General features: G+C 52.1%; 16 protein-coding genes. 5 read left to right on the top strand and 11 right to left on the bottom strand.

Annotated features, from left to right (window positions below):
• The first annotated feature begins 87 nt into the window (after nucleotides 1-87).
• Nucleotides 88-2,157 (top strand): 4-alpha-glucanotransferase, encoded by a 2,070-nt coding sequence (malQ, locus tag ACF2G4_RS12935; RefSeq protein WP_409074932.1) that lies wholly within the window; start codon nucleotides 88-90, stop codon nucleotides 2,155-2,157.
• A 51-nt stretch (nucleotides 2,158-2,208) separates the two neighbouring features.
• Here malQ and nfuA read toward each other — a convergent pair whose 3' ends face one another.
• Nucleotides 2,209-2,784: a Fe-S biogenesis protein NfuA gene (gene nfuA, locus ACF2G4_RS12930; protein ID WP_215845378.1), complete on the bottom strand. Its 576-nt coding sequence runs from the start codon at nucleotides 2,782-2,784 to the stop codon at nucleotides 2,209-2,211.
• A gap of 58 nt (nucleotides 2,785-2,842) precedes the next feature.
• A complete protein-coding gene (gntX, locus tag ACF2G4_RS12925; protein WP_215845379.1) occupies nucleotides 2,843-3,523 on the bottom strand; it encodes a DNA utilization protein GntX in 681 nt (226 codons plus the stop codon).
• Between the two features lie 34 nt (nucleotides 3,524-3,557).
• Here gntX and bioH point away from each other — a divergent pair, with 34 nt between their 5' ends.
• On the top strand, nucleotides 3,558-4,334 hold the full coding sequence (bioH, locus tag ACF2G4_RS12920; protein WP_409074931.1) for a pimeloyl-ACP methyl ester esterase BioH: 777 nt from the start codon (nucleotides 3,558-3,560) through the stop codon (nucleotides 4,332-4,334).
• Nucleotides 4,335-4,631: 297 nt separating this feature from the next.
• On the top strand, nucleotides 4,632-4,901 hold the full coding sequence (locus ACF2G4_RS12915; RefSeq protein ID WP_243079864.1) for a DUF1471 domain-containing protein: 270 nt from the start codon (nucleotides 4,632-4,634) through the stop codon (nucleotides 4,899-4,901).
• Here the strand turns inward: ACF2G4_RS12915 and ACF2G4_RS12910 are convergent, their stop codons facing one another.
• The 4 genes from ACF2G4_RS12910 to yjbE all read right to left on the bottom strand — a co-directional run bounded on the left by ACF2G4_RS12910 (nucleotide 4,902) and on the right by yjbE (nucleotide 10,208).
• The gene (locus ACF2G4_RS12910) at nucleotides 4,902-6,590 is read right to left on the bottom strand and encodes an alpha-amylase family glycosyl hydrolase (RefSeq protein WP_243079863.1); all 1,689 of its coding nucleotides are present in this window, start codon (nucleotides 6,588-6,590) and stop codon (nucleotides 4,902-4,904) included.
• A gap of 310 nt (nucleotides 6,591-6,900) precedes the next feature.
• A complete protein-coding gene (locus ACF2G4_RS12905) occupies nucleotides 6,901-9,222 on the bottom strand; it encodes a Tex family protein (protein WP_409075974.1) in 2,322 nt (773 codons plus the stop codon).
• Nucleotides 9,223-9,329: 107 nt separating this feature from the next.
• The gene (gene greB / locus ACF2G4_RS12900) at nucleotides 9,330-9,803 is read right to left on the bottom strand and encodes a transcription elongation factor GreB (protein ID WP_243079862.1); all 474 of its coding nucleotides are present in this window, start codon (nucleotides 9,801-9,803) and stop codon (nucleotides 9,330-9,332) included.
• Nucleotides 9,804-9,962: 159 nt separating this feature from the next.
• On the bottom strand, nucleotides 9,963-10,208 hold the full coding sequence (yjbE, locus tag ACF2G4_RS12895; protein ID WP_243079861.1) for an exopolysaccharide production protein YjbE: 246 nt from the start codon (nucleotides 10,206-10,208) through the stop codon (nucleotides 9,963-9,965).
• A 541-nt stretch (nucleotides 10,209-10,749) separates the two neighbouring features.
• Here yjbE and ompR point away from each other — a divergent pair.
• Entirely contained in the window at nucleotides 10,750-11,469 is a 720-nt protein-coding gene (ompR, locus tag ACF2G4_RS12890) for a two-component system response regulator OmpR (RefSeq protein ID WP_001157751.1), read from the top strand.
• A complete protein-coding gene (gene envZ, locus ACF2G4_RS12885; RefSeq protein ID WP_215845382.1) occupies nucleotides 11,466-12,827 on the top strand; it encodes a two-component system sensor histidine kinase EnvZ in 1,362 nt (453 codons plus the stop codon). The genes ompR and envZ overlap by 4 nt, the downstream gene beginning before the upstream one ends.
• 35 nt (nucleotides 12,828-12,862) lie before the next feature.
• Here the strand turns inward: envZ and pckA are convergent, their stop codons facing one another.
• The 5 genes from pckA to ACF2G4_RS12860 form a co-directional block, all read right to left on the bottom strand.
• A complete protein-coding gene (gene pckA / locus ACF2G4_RS12880; protein WP_243079859.1) occupies nucleotides 12,863-14,482 on the bottom strand; it encodes a phosphoenolpyruvate carboxykinase (ATP) in 1,620 nt (539 codons plus the stop codon).
• A 284-nt stretch (nucleotides 14,483-14,766) separates the two neighbouring features.
• Nucleotides 14,767-15,633: an Hsp33 family molecular chaperone HslO gene (gene hslO / locus ACF2G4_RS12875; RefSeq protein ID WP_215845383.1), complete on the bottom strand. Its 867-nt coding sequence runs from the start codon at nucleotides 15,631-15,633 to the stop codon at nucleotides 14,767-14,769.
• A gap of 51 nt (nucleotides 15,634-15,684) precedes the next feature.
• Entirely contained in the window at nucleotides 15,685-16,086 is a 402-nt protein-coding gene (gene hslR / locus ACF2G4_RS12870; RefSeq protein ID WP_215845384.1) for a ribosome-associated heat shock protein Hsp15, read from the bottom strand.
• A gap of 13 nt (nucleotides 16,087-16,099) precedes the next feature.
• Entirely contained in the window at nucleotides 16,100-16,750 is a 651-nt protein-coding gene (yrfG, locus tag ACF2G4_RS12865; protein ID WP_215845385.1) for a GMP/IMP nucleotidase, read from the bottom strand.
• 63 nt (nucleotides 16,751-16,813) lie between these two features.
• Nucleotides 16,814-18,949, bottom strand: coding sequence for an intracellular growth attenuator family protein (locus tag ACF2G4_RS12860; protein WP_409074930.1), 2,136 nt, complete (start codon nucleotides 18,947-18,949; stop codon nucleotides 16,814-16,816).
• Between the last annotated feature and the right edge of the window lie 310 nt (nucleotides 18,950-19,259).

The raw sequence follows: 19,259 nt of genomic DNA, 5'->3' as shown, positions 1-19,259 counted from the left end.
CTGCAAAATCTCGAAAAAGCACATTTTGAAGCCGCTCTAATCCATCAATGGCAACACTCAAAGCACGCTAAATGCTAAGGAGCGGCGATGAAAGAAAATGCACTTGATAAGGCAGCGCGTGCTGCTGGAATTTCGCTGGAATATATCAATGCCAAAGGTCAACCCGAAGCGATCAGCGATGAAACCAAACGCGCTTTACTGGCGGTGATGGATAACCCCGATAAAGGCAAAAAAACGCCCTTACCGCCGGTTGCGGTATTCAGTGGTAGTCGCAAACGTCAGCTGACACCGCAAGGGCGGGGCGAGTATCACTGGCAGCTGCGCAGTGAAGCAGGGAAGAAGTTTGAGGGAACACTTGTTGGCGGTGAACTTTTTACCCTGCCTTCGCCGCTCGGACAGGGTTATCACCAGCTGACACTCAGTAAGGGCAAGCAGCAATGGCAAACGCGTATTATCGTTACGCCGCGCCGTTGTTATCTGCCGCCAGCACTGCGTGACGGTGAAAAGCGTTGGGGCGCGCTGGTGCAGTTATATACCGTGCGCTCAGCTAAAAACTGGGGTATCGGCGATTTCGGTGATTTACAGCAGTTGGTGCAACAGCTTGCTGCAAACGGCGGCGACTTTGTAGGGTTGAATCCACTGCATGCGCTCTATCCCGCCAGTCCCGACTTCGCCAGCCCTTACAGTCCTTCTTCACGACGCTGGCTGAACATCATCTATATAGACGTGTCGCAAGTGGTGGATTTCCAGCAGAGCGCGGCGGCACAAAAGTGGTGGAAAAGCGCCAAAACACAGCGTGCGCTGGCTGAAGTTCGTGAAAATGATTTGGTTGATTACGAGGCGGTGATGGCGCTGAAACTGACGGCGCTGCGCCATGCGTGGACAGAATTTCAGCCACGTGATGAAGAAAATGAAGAGAAGCGCGCCTTTGCGGCTTTCGTACGTGAAGGCGGAGATAGCCTACGTTATCAGGCGGTATACGAAGGTGTGCAGGCAGAGCGTCGTGCAGGCAATGCACAGCATTGGGGCTGGCCGGCCTGGCCAGAAGGGTGGCGCAACAGCCAGCTTCCTGACGTGCAACATTGGTGTGAACAGAACGAAGATGAAATCGCTTTCTGGCAATGGCTGCAATTTTTGGCGCAGCAACAGTTTTCCCAATGCTGGCAAGTCAGTCAAACATTGGGCATGAGCGTTGGGCTGTACCGGGATTTAGCCGTTGGCGTGGCGGAAGGCAGCGCGGAAACCTGGCACGACCCGGAGCTCTATCGCCTGAAAGCTTCCATCGGCGCGCCGCCCGATCGGCTGGGGCCGCTGGGTCAATATTGGGGATTACCGCCGATGGATCCGCATGTGATGAAAGCGCGGGGTTATCAGCCGTTTATCGATATGCTGCGCGCTAATATGCGCGATTGTGGGGCGCTGCGTATTGATCACGTCATGTCGCTACTGCGGCTCTGGTGGGTGCCCGCTGGAGAAACCGCGGATAAAGGCGCTTACGTCGCCTATCCCGTAGACGATTTGCTGGGCATTTTAGCGCTGGAAAGCCAGCGCTTGCGCTGCATGGTGATTGGAGAAGACCTTGGCACCGTGCCGAAAGAGATTATCAGCCTGCTGCGCAACAGCGGTATTTTTTCCTGGAAGGTACTGTGGTTTGAACAACAGCGCGACGGGGAGTATCGCTCACCCGAGGAATATCCACGGCAGTCGATCTCCAGCGCCAGCACCCACGATCTGCCGACGTTAAGCGGTTTTTGGGATGCCGGTGATTTGCAGTTGGGCGAAAAGATAGGTTTGTATCCCGCTGACGCGGTGCAGCCGCTGCATGAACAGCGAACGGCGCAGAAACAGGCGCTGCTGAATGCGCTGCATAAAGCCGGATCACTGCCGGCACGCAGTGCAAAACAGGCAGATAAATTAGCGATGTCGCCGCAGCTTAATCAGGCGATTCATCGATTTTTGGCCGATACCCAAAGTGCATTACTGGGATTGCAGCCGGAAGATTGGTTGGGCATGACCACGCCAGTCAATGTGCCGGGCACGGTTGAGCAATATCCCAACTGGCGACGCAAATTGACGCAGCCGTTAGAGGAAATCTTTGCGGATAAAGAGGTGCAGAAATTGCTGAAAACGGTGAGTCAGCGACGTAAAGCGAACTGAAAATGAAAGCGCGACAGCTAAACTGTCGCGCTTAATGATCGTTAAATCTGATCAGTAATAAGAGTGTTCGCCACGCTGGTGTTCGGTCAGATCACGCACGCCTTTTAACTCTGGGAAAGCCGCCAGCAGCTCTTTCTCAATGCCATCTTTCAGCGTCACGTCGATCATTGAACAGCCGTTACAGCCGCCGCCAAATTGCAGAATCGCATAACCATCTTCAGTAATTTCCATCAATGAAACCTGGCCACCGTGACCGGCGAGCTGCGGGTTGATCTGCGCCTGTAGCAGGTATTCAACGCGCTCAATCATCGGCGCATCGTCAGAGACTTTACGCATTTTAGCGTTTGGCGCTTTCAGCGTTAACTGCGAACCGAGGTTATCGGTAACGAAGTCAATTTCGGCATCTTCTAAATAAGGTTTGCTCAGCTCGTCTACATAGGCAGAAAGTTTTTCGAACTTGAGTTCGGTATCAGTAGATTCAACGGCATCTGGCGGGCAGTAGGAAACACCGCACTCCGCTGTTGGCGTACCCGGGTTAATCACGAATACGCGAATCTGGGTGCCGTCTTCTTGTTTGGACAGCAGTTTTGAAAAGTGCTCTTGGGCAGAATCAGTAATTCGGATCATGTCGATTGCTCAATAGTTGACTAATTTAGTTGGTTATAATACGCCCATCACGGATGCTCTACAAGGTACGGCACAGGCACCAAACCTGCACACTGGCCGCGCCCTGCGCCAGTAAAAAACGGCTAATTTCTTCTACCGTGCTGCCTGTGGTGATCACATCGTCGATAAGGGCGATATGGCGTCCGCGTACCGCAATTTCAAGACCGAATGCACCTCGCAAATTGGTGCGGCGCTGCTTTGCGCTGAGTTGATGCTGCAATGCGCCTTGATAATGACGCCGCAAGCCTTGGCTAAATTCACATCCCAGCCAGCGCGCCAACGGTTGAGCTAACAGGGCAGTTTGATTGTAACCACGCTGCCAGCCACGTCGATGATGCAGCGGCACGCACAGCAATAAATCGGGCCGCGTGAGTAAGCGTGTGCGGTATGCATACAACCAGCTTAGCAAAAGCAGCCGCGCCAGCATCACCTTGAGTGCGGTAACGCGAGAAAATTTCAGCTGATGTATCCAGTGACTCAGCGGCGCGTGATAGCCGGTAACGCACACCAAGGCTTGCCACGCGGGCGGCTCACGCAGGCATCGGCCACAAGGCGAACGCAGGGAGGAAGCGGGTAATCCACAGCGCGGGCAAAGCATGGGCAGCTTAGGTAAACCGCGTAAGCAGCAACTGCAAATACCGTGATGGGCAAAACGCAGCGGTAATGCGCATAGCCAACAAAGGGCGGGCATTGGTAGCATAGCGACCTCCTTATCAATTTTGGGATAGTAACTGATGACGTCGCTTTACTGGCACACCTGCGGAGAAGGGGATGCAGATCTTGTGCTGCTGCACGGCTGGGGACTGAATGCGGAAGTGTGGCAAAGCATTGTTCCGCGGCTCAGTGCACAATTTCGCCTGCATCTGGTGGATCTGCCGGGATATGGCCGCAGTCAGGGTTTTTCCGCACTAACGTTGGATGAGATGGTGCAACAGCTGCTGCCGTTGCTGCCGCCACGCGCTGTGGTGCTGGGTTGGTCATTAGGCGGCTTAGTAGCGACGCAGCTAGCATTAACTGCGCCGGAGCGGCTACGTGCGTTGATTACCGTTGCCTCCTCACCTTGTTTTACCGCCAACGATGAATGGCCAGGCATCAAACCAGAAACGCTTCAGAGCTTTCAACAGCAGTTGAGTCATAATTTTCAACGCACTGTTGAACGATTTTTAGCGCTGCAGACGCTGGGAAGTGAAAGCGCACGCGCCGACGCACGTCAGCTCAAAGAGATCGTATTGTCGCAACCGATGCCCGCAGTAGAGGTGCTTGAAGGTGGATTGGAGATTCTGCATCACGTGGATCTGCGCAGCGCATTACCTGAGATTAATGTGCCGTTCCTGCGCCTTTACGGATCGCTGGATGGCCTGGTGCCGCGCCGTATTGCGCAGCCGCTAGACGACGCGCTGCCCGCGTCACCTTCTATCGTGATGGAGAAGGCGTCCCATGCTCCTTTTATTTCCCATCCCGACACTTTCGTTCAACATATCCTGTGTTTCATCAAACATTTGCCGACATAGCGTGTTACAAAACTGGCAAAATCGCAGGTAGCGGCAATACTTCATTCGTGAGCACAGCCGCTGCACTTATACCCTAAATAATTCGAATTGCAGGAAGGCGGCAAAGGAGTGAATCGCGATGCGCTGACTAAAGTCAGTGATTCGGATGAGCGAGAACAGCCAACACGCCTGCGGTTCGAAATATGAAGAGTATTTATATGTGAATAGTCATGGATTGGACTATGCCGTTCCATATTGCCTTATCGCATTTTGCGGCTGCTTACATCTCAACAATGGATAATGAATGAGGGTAAACAAATGAAGGTTATGAAATGGGTTTTGGCTTCAGTGATGATGAGTGCCGTTTCGTTTTCTGCTCTGGCGGCTAAAGAAGTAACCAAAGAAGATGTGCAGAAAATGAATCTTGAGAAAATTGCTACGGTAACCACTACGGCAGAAACCACTTCGCCGATGGATGCAAAAAAAGAACTCTCTAAAATGGCTGACGAAAAGGGTGGTCGCTATTATCTGGTGATTGCGGGTCGTGAACATGGCAAATTCAGCGCCGTTGCTGACGTCTATAAATAATTAACCTCGTAGCCACATAAACTGCCAGGCATCCAGCGTTAAAGGCTGGGTGCCTTCTATTTTTTCCCCGCTGATTACGTCCTGCAATGTACGCGCCTCTGGCAAACGCGTTTCTACTTTTCGACTGCTGAGATTGAACACGCACAGTAAACCCGCTTCGCTATCAGGCAGATGGCGTTTCAGCACCAGTAAAGCATTTTCACTGTCGAACAGCGTCATGGCGTTATCGGGATGAAAGGCGGGTTGGCGTCGGCGCAACTGAATCAGCTGGCTGAGTTGGGTATAAACCTGCTGCCGCAACCAGTCGCCACCCACCAGCGCCGATTCGATCTCGTGCAAATCATACTTTTGACGGTTGATGGCGCGGTTATGACCTGCTGCCCGCACGCCGTCGTAATCATTTCGCGACCCCAACATGCTTTGAATGTAGATCGCCGGCACGCCAGGAAATGCCAATAAAATAGCGTGTGCCAGCAGGAAGCGCTTGAGGCGAGTTTCGTCGTTATCTTCCTGACGATTCAACGCATCGAGATAGGTAACATTGATTTCATAGGGGCTGGTGGTGCCATCAGCATTGTTTTTATACGAGACCAAGGCGCCTTCCAGTGCCAGATCGCGCACCAGCGCTACAATCTCTATCTCCGTCAAAATGCCACGAGCTGGGTTCAAACCAATCCCATCATGCGAAGCCAGAAAGTTAAAAAAAGTTGTACCGCGATGACTTAAATCGAGCGTGCCAGCCCACTGACGCAGCGCACGACCTGAGCCAGAATGGATCGCATGCAGCACCAGTGGCGGGAGTGAAAATTGATACACCATCTGCGCTTCATCTTGGCCGTTACCGAGATAGCTGATGTTATCTTTATGCGGCACGTTAGTTTCAGTGATGATCACCGTGCCTGGCGCGACCACATTAGAAATTGCACGGAACAGCTTAACAAGCTGATGCGTTTTTTCCAGATGGATGCAGTTGGTGCCAGGTGTTTTCCACATATAGCCCACCGCGTCCAGCCGCACGTAATCGGCACCGCGCGCCAAATAATCGAGCAGGACATTCACCATACGGATCAATACTTCGGGATTGGCGAAATTGAGATCGATTTGATCGGCGCTGAAAGTGGTCCAGATGTAGCGTGTTTCGCCATCCGCCATCTCAAATGGTGTGAGCAATGGTGACGTTCGCGGCCGCGTTACGGCGCTGAGATCGGTGGCGGGCGGCATGCTGATAAAGAAGTTGTCCCAACCGGGATCCTGTGCCAGGAAGTGTTTAAACCACGCACTGTGCGCCGACATATGGTTGCAGACGAAATCAAACATCAACCGGGTTTCCTGATGCAGCGTGGCGACATCCGACCATTCGCCACACAGCGGGTTAACCTGGTGATAATCAATCACTGAAAAACCATCATCGGAAGAGTAAGGAAAAAATGGCAGCAGATGCACCAGCGGAAAGGTGGATTGCAGATGCTGCTGATAAAAGTGTGAGAAACTGCTGAGCGTAGGTTTATCCGGCTCGCGAAACTGATCGGCGTAGGTAATTAACACCACATCCTGTTCATCCCAATGCGCTTTTCGCGGCAACTTTACTGCGTCGCGCGCCTCGGCAATATTGGCAAGCAGGCGCTCACGCGAGGCCTGTGGAAAGGTGTCAGCATAAATCTTATCGATTAAAGCAGTGATCGTTTCCATCGCAAATTGGGTGCCACAGCAGGTGTTGTTTTTATGACAGGCGTGTTTTTAGCGTAGTGTGCTAGCGAGGATTTTCCACTTCGGCAATGAGATTTGGGTTGGATTGGGTGGTGGTATTGTCCCCACTTCGGTCCTTTATTGTGCGGGGTCGTTTGTCCCCCACCTCGGTCCTCCCCCATACATGGGGGAGGAAGACGCTGCAACATGCGAATTCGGTGTCAACATGTGGCAGCGTCGCCTTCCCCCGCAAAGCGGGGGAAGGCGGAGATGGGGGACAAACGGCGTCAATCTAAAAAGGCTTCCGATGCGACTACTTCTTACCGAAAGCCGCCGCTAATGCATCGCCCATTGCGCTATTACCCGCCGGCGAGTTGGCAGGACGTGAGCGTCCTTTTGCCGCCGCTGGTCGAGCGTTTTCACGCGGTGCGCTGCGGTTACTGCTGCGCGCATTGCTTTCACCTGGCTGCTCATCAAGACGCATGGTCAGCGCGATACGTTTGCGCTGCAAATCCACTTCCATCACTTTCACTTTAACGATATCACCGGCTTTGACTACCTTGTGAGGATCGTCCACGAACTTGTCGGAAAGCGAAGAGATATGCACTAAACCATCCTGATGGACGCCAATATCAACGAAAGCGCCAAAGTTAGTCACGTTGGTTACTGCGCCTTCCAGCACCATACCTGGCATCAAATCGTTCAGGGTTTCAACGCCCTCAGCAAACTGCGCTGTTTTAAACTCTGGACGGGGATCGCGGCCCGGTTTTTCCAACTCTTTAATGATGTCAGTGACGGTCGGCAGACCAAACCGCGCATCGGTAAAATCCACGGCTTTGATGTCGCGCAGGCCAGATGGATTTCCCATCAGGTCGTTCAGCGCTTGCTCAGTGGCGGCCAGAATGCGCTCCACCACGGGATAGGCTTCCGGATGAACCGTTGAGGCATCAAGCGGATTGTCGCCATGGTTAATGCGCAAGAATCCGGCACATTGCTCAAAGGCTTTCGGCCCTAAGCGGCTGACTTTCAACAGCTGTTGACGGTTTTGGAAACGGCCATTTTCATCACGCCAGCTGACAATGTTTTGCGCCATCATGCGTGTCAAACCCGCTACGCGAGTGAGCAGCGGCACCGAAGCCGTATTCAGGTCAACGCCTACGGCATTCACGCAATCTTCTACTACGGCGTCCAGCTTTTTCGCTAACTGGCTTTGGCTGACGTCATGTTGATACTGACCGACACCAATCGATTTCGGATCAATCTTCACCAACTCAGCCAGCGGATCTTGCAAACGGCGAGCGATGGAAACCGCACCACGAATGGAGACATCTAAATCAGGGAACTCCAACGCCGCCAGTTCTGATGCGGAATAGACGGATGCACCCGCTTCGCTGACGATCACTTTCTGTGCGGTGATGTGTGGAAATTGTTTTTGTACGTCCAGGAAGAAGCGTTCGGTCTCGCGTGAAGCGGTACCATTACCAATCGCCACCAGTTCAACCTGATGTTTCGCACAAAGCGCGGCAACAGCGGCAGCGGCTTTCGCGGTCTGGCCAGTATGGGGATAAATCGTATCAGTCGCGACCAACTTGCCGGTGGCATCAACAACCGCCACTTTCACACCCGTACGCAGGCCTGGATCAAGGCCCATGGTGGAACGCATACCTGCGGGCGCAGCCATCAACAGGTCATGCATGTTGCGGGCAAACACGTTGATGGCTTCGTCTTCTGCGCGCTCACGCACCGTGCCCATCAATTCTGTTTCAAGGTGCAGCATCACTTTGATGCGCCACGTCCAGCTCACCACCGCTTTGCGCCAGGTATCGGCTGGCGCGTTATTCAATCGCAGGTTTAGGTGATCAGCAATTAGCGTTTCGCCGTGGCTTTCACGTGGGGCTTCGTCAAACTGTGGATCGGCATTCAGCGATAGCTGTAATACGCCTTCATTACGACCACGCAGCATCGCCAGTGCCCGGTGTGAAGGTACGCTGTTTAGCGCTTCATGATGATCGAAATAGTCACGGAATTTTGCACCCGCTTCTTCTTTACCTTCGACCACGCGTGAGACCAGATGCGCATTTTTCCACAGGTAATTACGCACTTTAGCCAACAGCGTGGCGTCTTCAGCAAAGCGTTCCATCAAAATGTAGCGTGCGCCATCCAGCGCAGCACGAACATCTGCGACGCCTTTGTCGGCATCAACGTAACCTGCGGCTAACTGCTCAGGATCGTGAGAAGGATCTTGCCATAAAGTCTCAGCCAGCGGCGTCAGCCCGGCTTCAATCGCTATCTGCCCACGCGTACGGCGCTTGGGTTTATAAGGCAGGTAAAGGTCTTCAAGTTCGGTTTTGCTGAGCGTGGTATTGATGGATTTAGCGAGGTCGTCGGTGAGTTTACCCTGCTCATCAATCGATTTAAGAATCGACTGGCGGCGCTCTTCCAGTTCACGCAGATAGCTGAGGCGGGTTTCCAGCTGGCGCAGTTGGGTATCATCCAATCCGCCGGTTACCTCTTTACGATAACGTGCAATAAACGGCACGGTATTCCCTTCGTCCAACAGGCGAACGGCGGCATCAACTTGCTCTGCTCGCGCCTGCAGCTCACTTGCAATTATGTGGCTCAGCGTATCTTTCATCATCATCAACTGTCTTGCTTACAGGGTTAAGAAATAGCGGACAGTTATACGGATTGATGGTTGAAATTGCCAGCGATGCGGGCGCCTTTAGGCGATATTCTGAATCGCTATTCCAGATAATTAATTTCGTTGACGTACCACAGCGCGGGGCCGATTGGTGTCTCTACCGTTGCGGCATCGCCGACCTCTTTTTTCAGCAACGCGCGCGCCATTGGGGAGTCGATAGAGATGTAATCTTTGCGGCCAAAAATCTCGTCGTAACCGACGATACGAAAGCGTTTCGTCTCACCGGCATCATTCTCAACTTCTACCCACGCGCCAAAAAAGACTTTGCCATCCTGCTGCGGTGAATAATCTACGATGCGTAACTGCTCAATGCTTTTGGTGAGATAACGGACTCGACGATCAATTTCACGCAGGCGTTTTTTGTTGTATTGATAATCAGCGTTTTCGCTGCGATCGCCCAAGCTGGCGGCCCAGGTCACTTTCTTAGTAACTTCGGGTCGCTCTTCGCGCCAGAGATAATCGAGTTCGGCTTTCAGCTGGTTAAAGCCTTCGCGGGTAATAAGTCGGGTTTTCATACAGCAGCAGCCAAAAGTGTTTAAAGAAGCGCAGTGTAAAACAAATGCGGGCTGGCAAAAAAGAGTCGGGGAAAGGGTTTTTAAAGGTTAAAAACCCACGTTGACTTCCCCGGTGGCGAAACTGGCTAACACAGAAAGGGTATTCTAAACGTTGTTAAATTATTTTCCGGCCTGAGTCGACGTGGTGGTTGATGTGCCATTACCGTGGCCATCACCGCCGCCGCCCGCGGTTGCGAGCGCAACGCCAAACAGCGCGGCGACTGCACCCACGCCAATGGCGTTTGAGTTACCTTGTGCCGTGGTCGACGCTTGTGCACCTGCGGCTTCACCTGTTGCCGTAGCGGCATAAACCGGGTTAACACTGGTCAGCGCCAGCGCACTCAGCAGTAATACGATTTTTTTCATAGTTTTATCCCCGTAATGACATCGCAAAGCGTGATGCCAATGCAGTCTGAGTGAAATTATTCAGGGCGAAAAGATGACTTTACTGATTGATTTATTAGGCTTTAATCGATATTGGTCTTGAAAGGTAAGGCGTTGAAATTAATCCGAGAGGGGAAATGTGAATAAGCGCTAATTGGCGGGATTTTATGCTGATATTTTGCTGCAGAAGTGGCTTAAATGGAGTTCACAGGGATCGAAAGCTCGCGTTTAAGTCAAATTATCTGCTAACTCGCTGAATTTCATGCTCGAATAAAAATCGGCTTCATTATGGCGCCAGTGAATCAAAGAAAATTTGGCGAAATTTCGGAATTGTTGGAAACATCTCAACCCGCTGTTAAACGAGCTTTTTACGCTCCAGCGAAGCGGTAAATTTAAATATAAGCTCCTGTTTAATATGCTTTGTAACAATTTCGGCTAGAATATAAACCATTAATGACTGTCACTATAAGGCATGTTTTTTAACAATATCGGCTCAGGCAATAGCGCCTTTGGGAGTACAAAAATGCAAGAGAACTACAAAATTCTGGTCGTGGATGATGATATGCGTTTGCGCGCGCTGCTCGAACGCTATCTCACCGAGCAGGGCTTTCAGGTGCGCAGTGTCGCTAACGCCGAACAGATGGATCGTTTGTTAACCCGCGAATCTTTTCACCTGATGGTGCTGGATTTAATGCTGCCGGGCGAAGATGGTTTGTCGATCTGCCGCCGTTTGCGCAGCCAAAGTAATCCAATGCCGATCATTATGGTGACGGCAAAAGGGGAAGAGGTTGATCGCATCGTTGGATTAGAAATTGGCGCGGATGACTACATTCCAAAACCGTTTAATCCACGTGAACTGCTGGCGCGTATTCGTGCTGTGCTGCGTCGTCAGGCCAACGAATTGCCGGGCGCGCCTTCGCAGGAAGAAGCGGTTATCGCCTTTGGTAAATTCAAGCTGAACCTGGGTACGCGCGAAATGTTCCGTGAAGATGAGCCGATGCCATTAACCAGCGGTGAGTTTGCGGTATTGAAAGCGCTGGTTAGCCACCCGCGTGAACCGTTATCGCGTGATAAGTTGATGAACCTGGCGCGTGGCCGCGAATACAGCGCCATGGAACGTTCTATCGACGTACAGATCTCCCGCCTGCGCCGTATGGTGGAAGAAGATCCGGCGCACCCGCGCTATATCCAGACCGTTTGGGGTTTGGGCTACGTCTTTGTGCCGGACGGCAGTAAAGCATGAGGCGGCTGCGCTTCTCGCCCCGCAGTTCCTTTGCCCGCACTTTGCTGTTGATCGTTACCTTGCTGTTTGTCAGCCTGGTAACGACCTATCTGGTGGTGCTTAACTTCGCCATTCTGCCAAGTTTGCAGCAGTTCAATAAAGTCCTCGCTTACGAAGTTCGTATGTTGATGACGGACCGATTGCAGCTGGAAGATGGGACGCAGTTAGAAGTGCCACCGGCGTTTCGTCGGGAAATCTATCGCGAGCTGGGTATTTCGCTCTACACCAACGCGGCAGCAGAGGAGAGCGGATTGCGTTGGGCGCAGCACTATGAATTTCTCAGTGAACAAATGGGCCAGCAACTCGGTGGTCCAACCGATGTGCGGGTTGAAGTTAACAAAAATTCGCCGGTCGTGTGGCTGAAAACCTGGCTGTCGCCCGATATCTGGGTGCGTGTGCCGCTGACCGAGATCCATCAAGGCGACTTCTCGCCACTGTTCCGTTACACATTAGCCATCATGCTGCTGGCGATTGGCGGCGCCTGGCTGTTTATTCGTATTCAGAACCGACCCTTGGTCGATTTGGAACACGCCGCGTTGCAGGTGGGTAAAGGCATGATTCCGCCGCCGCTTCGCGAATATGGCGCTTCAGAAGTGCGTTCGGTGACGCGTGCTTTTAACCAAATGGCGGCTGGCGTGAAGCAGCTGGCTGACGATCGCACATTACTGATGGCGGGTGTCAGCCACGATCTGCGTACGCCGCTGACGCGTATTCGCCTCGCAACCGAGATGATGAGCGAGCAGGATGGTTACCTTGCCGAGTCGATTAACAAAGACATCGAAGAGTGTAATGCCATCATCGAACAGTTCATCGACTACCTTCGCACGGGTCAGGAGATGCAAACCGAGCGCGCCGATTTGAACAGCGTGTTAGGTGAAGTGGTCGCAGCAGAAAGCGGCTACGAGCGCGAGATTGAAAATGCGGTGATGCCAGAAGAGCTGATGCTCAATATCAACCCACTTTCGATTAAGCGTGCATTAGCGAATCTGGTGGTGAATGCGGCACGCTACGGCAACGGCTGGATAAAAGTGAGTAGTGGCCATGAACTGCATCGCGCGTGGTTTCAGGTTGAAGATGATGGTCCGGGCATTAAGCCCGATCAGCTTGCGCATCTGTTCCAGCCCTTTGTACGCGGTGACAGTGCACGCAGCACCAGCGGCACCGGTTTAGGCTTAGCGATTGTACAGCGCATTATTGATGCGCATCAGGGTTCACTGGAAATTGGTGAAAGCGAACGCGGAGGGTTACGCATTCGAGCCTGGTTGCCGTTAGTCGAAACACCCGCTCCGGCCGTCACCAGCCTGAGCGTACCAAGCTAAATCAGGCGCGGCAGTGATCGCCGCGCCTCTGTTTTTTAGCGTTGTGGACCCGCGTTTACCAATGCGGCGCCTGCAGCGTTATCGGTATATTTCTCGAAGTTAACAATAAAGCGCTGCGCCAGATCCTGCGCGGCTTCATGCCATTTCTCTTCGCTTTCCCAACTGCTGCGGGGATCCAGCTTCGAGGCATCCAGATCACCCAAGCTTTTCGGCATCTGCAGATTAAAAATCGGCAGTGTTTCAGTGGGTGCATCATCCAGCTCGCCGGCCAAAATCGCGTTGATGATGGCGCGGGTATCTTTCAGCGAGATGCGTTTACCGCTGCCGTTCCAGCCGGTATTGACCAGATAAGCCTGCGCGCCCGCGGCTTCCATGCGCTTCACCAGTACCTCAGCGTACTGAGTGGGATGCAACATCAGAAAGGCGGCACCAAAACAAGCAGAGAAGGTTGGTGTCGGCTGCGTGACGCCGCGTTCCGTACCCGCCAGCTTAGCGGTAAAGCCAGAAAGGAAGTGATACTGCGTTTGCTCTGGCGTTAAGCGCGAAACGGCTGGCAGAACGCCGAAGGCATCAGCCGTCAGGAAGATCACTTTCTTTGCGTGTCCCGCTTTAGATACGGGTTGAACGATGTTGTCGATGTGATTGATCGGATAGGAGACGCGGGTATTCTCCGTTTTGCTGCCGTCGGCATAGTCCACGCTGCCATCGGCGCGTACCACCACGTTTTCCAGCAAGGCATTGCGGCGAATAGCACGGTAAATTTCCGGCTCGGCCTGCTCAGAAAGGTTGATGGTTTTGGCGTAGCAACCCCCTTCGAAGTTAAACACGCCGTCATCATCCCAGCCATGTTCATCATCACCAATCAGCTGGCGATCAGGATCGGTCGACAGCGTCGTTTTACCGGTACCGGAAAGACCAAAGAACACCGCTACATCGCCCGCTTTGCCGACGTTTGCCGAACAGTGCATAGAAGCAATACCCTTGAGTGGCAGCAAATAGTTCATTACCGCAAACAGGCCTTTCTTCATCTCCCCACCGTACCAGCTTCCGCCAATCAGTTGCATGCGTTCAGTGAGATTGAAAGCAATGAAATTCTCAGAGTTCAGGCCCTGTTCTTGCCAGTTTGGATTGGTACATTTAGCGCCATTCATGACCACGAAATCGGGCTTAAAGGTCGCCAGTTCCTCTTCATTTGGCTGAATGAACATGTTCTTAACAAAGTGCGCTTGCCACGCGACTTCGGTAATAAAGCGTACGCTTAAACGTGAATCGGGGTTGGCACCACAAAAGGCATCAATTACAAATAAACGTTTCCCGGACAGCTGCTGCGTGACACAGGTTTTCAACGCTTGCCAGGTTTCCTGAGAAAGCGGCTGGTTGTCATTTTTGCCGGTTCCCTGATCGTTCCACCACAGGGTATCGCGCGTGGTGTCATCACGAACGATGTACTTATCCTTGGGCGAGCGACCGGTGAAAATACCCGTATCCACCGCAATTGCGCCGCTGTGCGTCAGGGTGCCACGTTCAAAACCTTCGAGTTCCGGGCGAGTCTCTTCCTGAAATAGCGTGTCGTAATCAGGGTTATAAACCACTTCCGTAGTATCAATGATGCCCATGTCGGCAAGGTCTTGCGAGGTCAGGCCGTTAACGCGCATTTTACTGCTCCTCAAATCAGTATCTGTTCTGCAAAGGCAGAGAAAGGTTGGAGTCATGCAGTTTTCATGCCGTCATTTTTCAGGCAACTGCACGATCGCGCGCAGTTTACTCTTCTGAAACCTCGGTAAAAGTCTTGTTCCTCAGAAATGCGACGCAGGGCGCGTTAAGGCGATATTTCGAACGTTTTGAAGTTGTTAAGAAAGTAAAAAAAGATAATTTGCTTTGAAAATTATGGGGATAGGTGGCAGGAATTGAAAAGGGCGGCAAGGCCGCCCGCAAAAAATTAGTGCAAACGGTCGCTGTTTTCGACCGTATTGGTGCGGATAGCCGCAATGTCTACTGCATCAAAAATGTAATGCGACCCGCAATAATCACAGTGCATGTCGATTTTGCCATCTTCTTCAATGATCTCATCGACTTCTTCCTGTGGTAGCGTTTTTAACACATCACCACAACGCTCGCGCGAACAGGTACATTTGTAAACGACTGGCTGCGGTTCATAAACGGTGGCTTCTTCCTGATGATATAAACGCCACAGCACGTCGTTGGCTGGCAGGTCAATCAGCTCTTCGGTTTTGATGGTTTCGGTGAGCGCCGCAAGATGATCAAAATCGTCTTTATTGGTCTCTTGTGCAGGCATGACTTGTAGCAAGATGCCTGCCGCGCCTTTTTCATTGGTACGAATAAACAGACGCGTAGGCAGCTGTTCAGAACGCATGAAATAATCTTCCAGACACTCGGCCAGCGTTTCACCTTCCAGACCCACTACGCCTTGATAACGCTCGCCTTTTTCTGGCGAAATAGTGATGACCAGATAACCGTTGCCCACCATGCTTTTCAGTGTGCTGTCATCGGGGATTTCACCTTTAAAACGTGCCACGCCGCGCAGTTCCTGGTTATTGTTGCCGTTGATCACCGCCAGCGACAGCGGGCCATCGCCCTGCAGCTGTACGGTAATTTCACCGTCAAATTTCAGCGTTGCGGTCAGCAGGCTGGTTGCAACCAGCATTTCGCCCAATAGCGTCTGCACTGGCGCAGGATAATCATGATTTTTAACGGTCTCATGCCAGGTATTGGAGACGTTCACCAGCTCGCCGCGCACGGCCGCGTTTTCAAACAGGTAACGATGCAGTTGATCTTGTACAGACATAGGTTTTCTCTCGGTGAGGGCGAGGCGTTTCAGCGCCTGAAAGGTGTAGCGCTACTCATCGCCCGATAATTTAAATTTCATCAGATCGCGACGCTCTTTTTTATCTGGTCGGCGATCGGGATGTGGCATCGTGAGTGCATTCATTTTGCGCGCCTGCGCCATTTTCTCGCGCTTCTCAATGCTGGCGTCGGTTTCACGATACAGTTGTTGTGCTTCACTGGCGGGACGACGCTGATCGCTTACGTCCATAATCACCACGGTGCGTTCGTCATTGCCCTGGCGCAGCGTCAACTCAGCATTCAGCTCAACCAGTTTGCTGGGTTTGCTGCGCTGGCCGTTGTAATGCACTTTGCCGCCTTCAATCATTTCACGCGCGATTGAGCGGGTTTTATAAAAGCGCGCGGCCCATAACCATTTGTCGAGGCGCACGCCCTCGCTAACTTTTTCTTTCATCGCTGCTCCTGAATCAAATCAGCGTGCGGTAATCGCTTACTGCGACATGACGCTGAAAGAGTTGCTCAGGTCGACCCGAATCGGGATTACTCACGCCTAAGCACCAGCCAATGCCCCAAACCTTTGCGGCATCCAGAATCGCTTCGTTGTCATCAATAAACAGCGTACGCGGATTAATAAATCCGGTTTGCTGTTGTACCGCTTGCCATAAACGTTGGTCTTCTTTCGGATACCCAAAGGTGTGGGTAGAAAGTAATAAATCAAGGTGTGGCGCTAAACCGGTTTGAGCCAGTTTGACGTCCAGATTGTAAGGATGCGCATTGGTGAGCAAAATGGTGCGCTTGCCGGCGCGACGAAGAGCCTGCAAAAAAGGCAGCGTATCTTCGCGCATCTTAGCGCGGCTGCGCTTCTCCCAGGTCATGGCACGAATATCCAGCGCCAGCTCCTGCGCCCAATAATCCAGACAATACCAGTTTAGCGTATGCGCGACGGCCTGATACTTTTCCGCAATGATCTGCTCGGCCTGCGCCAGCGTAATACCGCGTTGCAGGCTGAGTGCTTCCGGTACATGCTCCAGCCAGAAATGGCGATCAAACGCCAGATCAAGCAGCGTGCCGTCCATATCGAGCAGCACGGTATCAATTTCAGACCAGTCGAACGTCATTGGTTTAACCCCGAAGCTTTACCCGAAAAAATTGGGCAACAGGGTAGCACAGAAGGAGAGGGCTCAGAATAACGAGCGCACGCTCTGTATAGAGCCGAGGTTATGATTGAAGCACTTATCGTAATAGTGCTGGATGTCGGTCATGCGCTGTCGATTAAGGTGCATGCGGCGTAGCGCCAGCAAACCATTAATGATCCCGCAAGTCACCAGCACCAGCAGCAGCAGCGCGGTGCCGAGATAGCGCCACTGCGCCATCGCGTCAGGTTCGTTATGCAGGGCAATGTGACGCGTGCCGTTCGCATCGGTGGTGATGCTGGTAATAATACCATTGGCGCTAAAGGGAGTGTGCAGCAACATAGCGGACAAACGCTGCAGCTCATTCCACTGCGAAGGTGCATCCAGATCAAACAGTGACACACCCGGCTGCGGTTGATTCACTAACTGACGACCTTCATCGCTGACAATCAAGAAACCACCCGGCGGCGGGCTATTCAGATTTTCAGACGCACGACGCGTTTCACGGAAGAAGAAAGTCGATGTGGCGGTATTGACCAGGTTTTCCAGCGCTTCAGCGCTGACCGGACGCAGCAGCACGTTCATCCCATTCAACTGACCCGAGTCCGCGCGACGTACCAGCGCTTCCCAGTCTTTTGCATTGCCCAGGTTAACCAGCGCATTTTTCAGACGTACGCAATCTTGCTGCTGACTACAGAGATCTTGTGTTTTCAGGACTAAATCTGAGAAATCGTCTAACAAAATCATGCCCGATTTTTGAATGGCTGAAGCCAGTTGCGGGTTGAGTTTGGGATCGGTATTGGTTTCCGGGTGCAACTGTCGGGTAGTGGTATCCAGCAGCGCAGCCGCTTTATCAATAATATCTGATTGCGGCTGGGGTAACGGCGTGGCGTTGTTCCAGTAAACGGCTGAGCAATCGAATGGCATGTAAGCGTAGCTGCGATTGCTTTGATAATTATCAGGCACTGAACACATGCCTGTACCGCTGACCTTCAGGCTGTCACCAATATTGAGAGCAACGCCATTAAGTTTATCTACGCTGCTGACTTGCAGGCTATCGGTGCCTTTCGCCCAGGCAAGGCTGAGCTTGATCGGCATGCTAAGTGGAACCCAGGTTACCAGTAGCGTCAGCACCAGCAGAGACCCGCATGCCAGTACCACGTTCTTACGCCAGCGTTGAATCGGAAAATTTTTGACTTCGTCCTGCAGAGAAAGAAAACGTCCCTGACGCACGACTTGTCGATTGAGGTAGATCTCGACATCAGTCACCTGGCCCAAATCGTGGGCGACGTAAGGCTGCCAGTGTGGCGGATAGGTTAAATCAATAATGCCTAGCGTGATGTTGCTCTGCTCTTGATTAGATTCGCCAAACAAGCCCCAGCGTTTAGGTGCGCCACGCAAACAGTGAATGTCACGCAGGCTACTTTCAGCGGGAAAGCGATACAACAACCACAGGCTAACGCCAATCATGGCGCATCCAGCCAGCAGCAGCCAGATCATCAAACTCGTGGGAAGCAGCAGACTGACAAAAAACAGCAAAAAGGCCAACGAGATAGTCACGGCTTCGCGTGTGCCATCCGGGCGGGAGAGGCGATACTCTTCCGGCGTCTCTTTGCGCACCTGCAGTAGCTCAACGTTCTCACTTTCCGCTTTACGAATGGAGGCGTTGGTGGACATGGGCCGCATCAACGTCGGCAGGGCAGATTGATTTAAGGCGTAATCAATCAGCGAGTGGCCATTAAGCGAAATAACCAAAGGAATGGATTGGGTGCGAATCAGCTCAACGTAGTTCTCGTCGGCGATGTATTGTTCCCATAATGGCGGCAGATGAACTTCGACTTCATCCAGATAATAACGCCACTTGTGCGGATCGTCGGTCGATAAACCGTAGCGCGTAATTGCACGGGTAACGGGATAGACATTATTACTTTGCGCGGTTAGCGCGATTTTGCCATTGCTAGGGCGTTTCTCGCCGGGCAAAGCATCGCGCGGCTGCTTTTCCAGCGTCGCGACATATTTTTCAACGGCGATGCGTTCTTCATCAGAGAGTTTTCTGCAAGGCGGACTGATAAATGGCAGTGGTTTCGCCAACGGCGGGCGATGCCGCATAGCGTACCAAAATCCGATGCCTGCCAAAATTGAACAGGTTAGCACTACGGCCAATAGGGTAATTATTGTGCTCATGCTTTGCTCAATTCAGCCAAAATACTGCCTTCACGTTAAATACGCACTCCTGGATGCTCCCACAAGTTAAGACAAATTATGCGGGAATAAACAACGCTGACAAGTTAAACACCAGATGAAATACTGCTGCAAATCATTTAATTAGAAGTTTTTACAACATGCCTTGTCGGAATGGTAACTGGCAAATGCTTAATTAAATATCGGTATTATCTGAATTTTAAAGTGGAGCATTGACTAATTAAAAATAGTGTTCAGTAGTAACCTAAGAGGTTTATGGCATTGTGCTGATGCTTCCTGCTTCCCCCGATTA

Source organism: Pantoea phytostimulans (genome assembly GCF_046118715.1).
In the GTDB taxonomy this organism is placed as follows: Bacteria; Pseudomonadota; Gammaproteobacteria; order Enterobacterales; family Enterobacteriaceae; genus Pantoea; species Pantoea phytostimulans.
The sequence above is the reverse complement of the archived record's forward strand: the minus strand, read 5'-3'. Positions and strand labels throughout refer to the sequence as shown.

What these genes read in the sequence shown, in the direction of transcription:
- malQ (WP_409074932.1), top strand. Translation starts at nt 88, where the DNA reads ATGAAAGAAAATGCACTTGATAAGGCAGCGCGTGCTGCTGGAATTTCG.
- nfuA (WP_215845378.1), bottom strand. Translation starts at nt 2,784, where the DNA reads ATGATCCGAATTACTGATTCTGCCCAAGAGCACTTTTCAAAACTGCTG.
- gntX (WP_215845379.1), bottom strand. Translation starts at nt 3,523, where the DNA reads ATGCTACCAATGCCCGCCCTTTGTTGGCTATGCGCATTACCGCTGCGT.
- bioH (WP_409074931.1), top strand. Translation starts at nt 3,558, where the DNA reads ATGACGTCGCTTTACTGGCACACCTGCGGAGAAGGGGATGCAGATCTT.
- ACF2G4_RS12915 (WP_243079864.1), top strand. Translation starts at nt 4,632, where the DNA reads ATGAAGGTTATGAAATGGGTTTTGGCTTCAGTGATGATGAGTGCCGTT.
- ACF2G4_RS12910 (WP_243079863.1), bottom strand. Translation starts at nt 6,590, where the DNA reads ATGGAAACGATCACTGCTTTAATCGATAAGATTTATGCTGACACCTTT.
- ACF2G4_RS12905 (WP_409075974.1), bottom strand. Translation starts at nt 9,222, where the DNA reads ATGAAAGATACGCTGAGCCACATAATTGCAAGTGAGCTGCAGGCGCGA.
- greB (WP_243079862.1), bottom strand. Translation starts at nt 9,803, where the DNA reads ATGAAAACCCGACTTATTACCCGCGAAGGCTTTAACCAGCTGAAAGCC.
- yjbE (WP_243079861.1), bottom strand. Translation starts at nt 10,208, where the DNA reads ATGAAAAAAATCGTATTACTGCTGAGTGCGCTGGCGCTGACCAGTGTT.
- ompR (WP_001157751.1), top strand. Translation starts at nt 10,750, where the DNA reads ATGCAAGAGAACTACAAAATTCTGGTCGTGGATGATGATATGCGTTTG.
- envZ (WP_215845382.1), top strand. Translation starts at nt 11,466, where the DNA reads ATGAGGCGGCTGCGCTTCTCGCCCCGCAGTTCCTTTGCCCGCACTTTG.
- pckA (WP_243079859.1), bottom strand. Translation starts at nt 14,482, where the DNA reads ATGCGCGTTAACGGCCTGACCTCGCAAGACCTTGCCGACATGGGCATC.
- hslO (WP_215845383.1), bottom strand. Translation starts at nt 15,633, where the DNA reads ATGTCTGTACAAGATCAACTGCATCGTTACCTGTTTGAAAACGCGGCC.
- hslR (WP_215845384.1), bottom strand. Translation starts at nt 16,086, where the DNA reads ATGAAAGAAAAAGTTAGCGAGGGCGTGCGCCTCGACAAATGGTTATGG.
- yrfG (WP_215845385.1), bottom strand. Translation starts at nt 16,750, where the DNA reads ATGACGTTCGACTGGTCTGAAATTGATACCGTGCTGCTCGATATGGAC.
- ACF2G4_RS12860 (WP_409074930.1), bottom strand. Translation starts at nt 18,949, where the DNA reads ATGAGCACAATAATTACCCTATTGGCCGTAGTGCTAACCTGTTCAATT.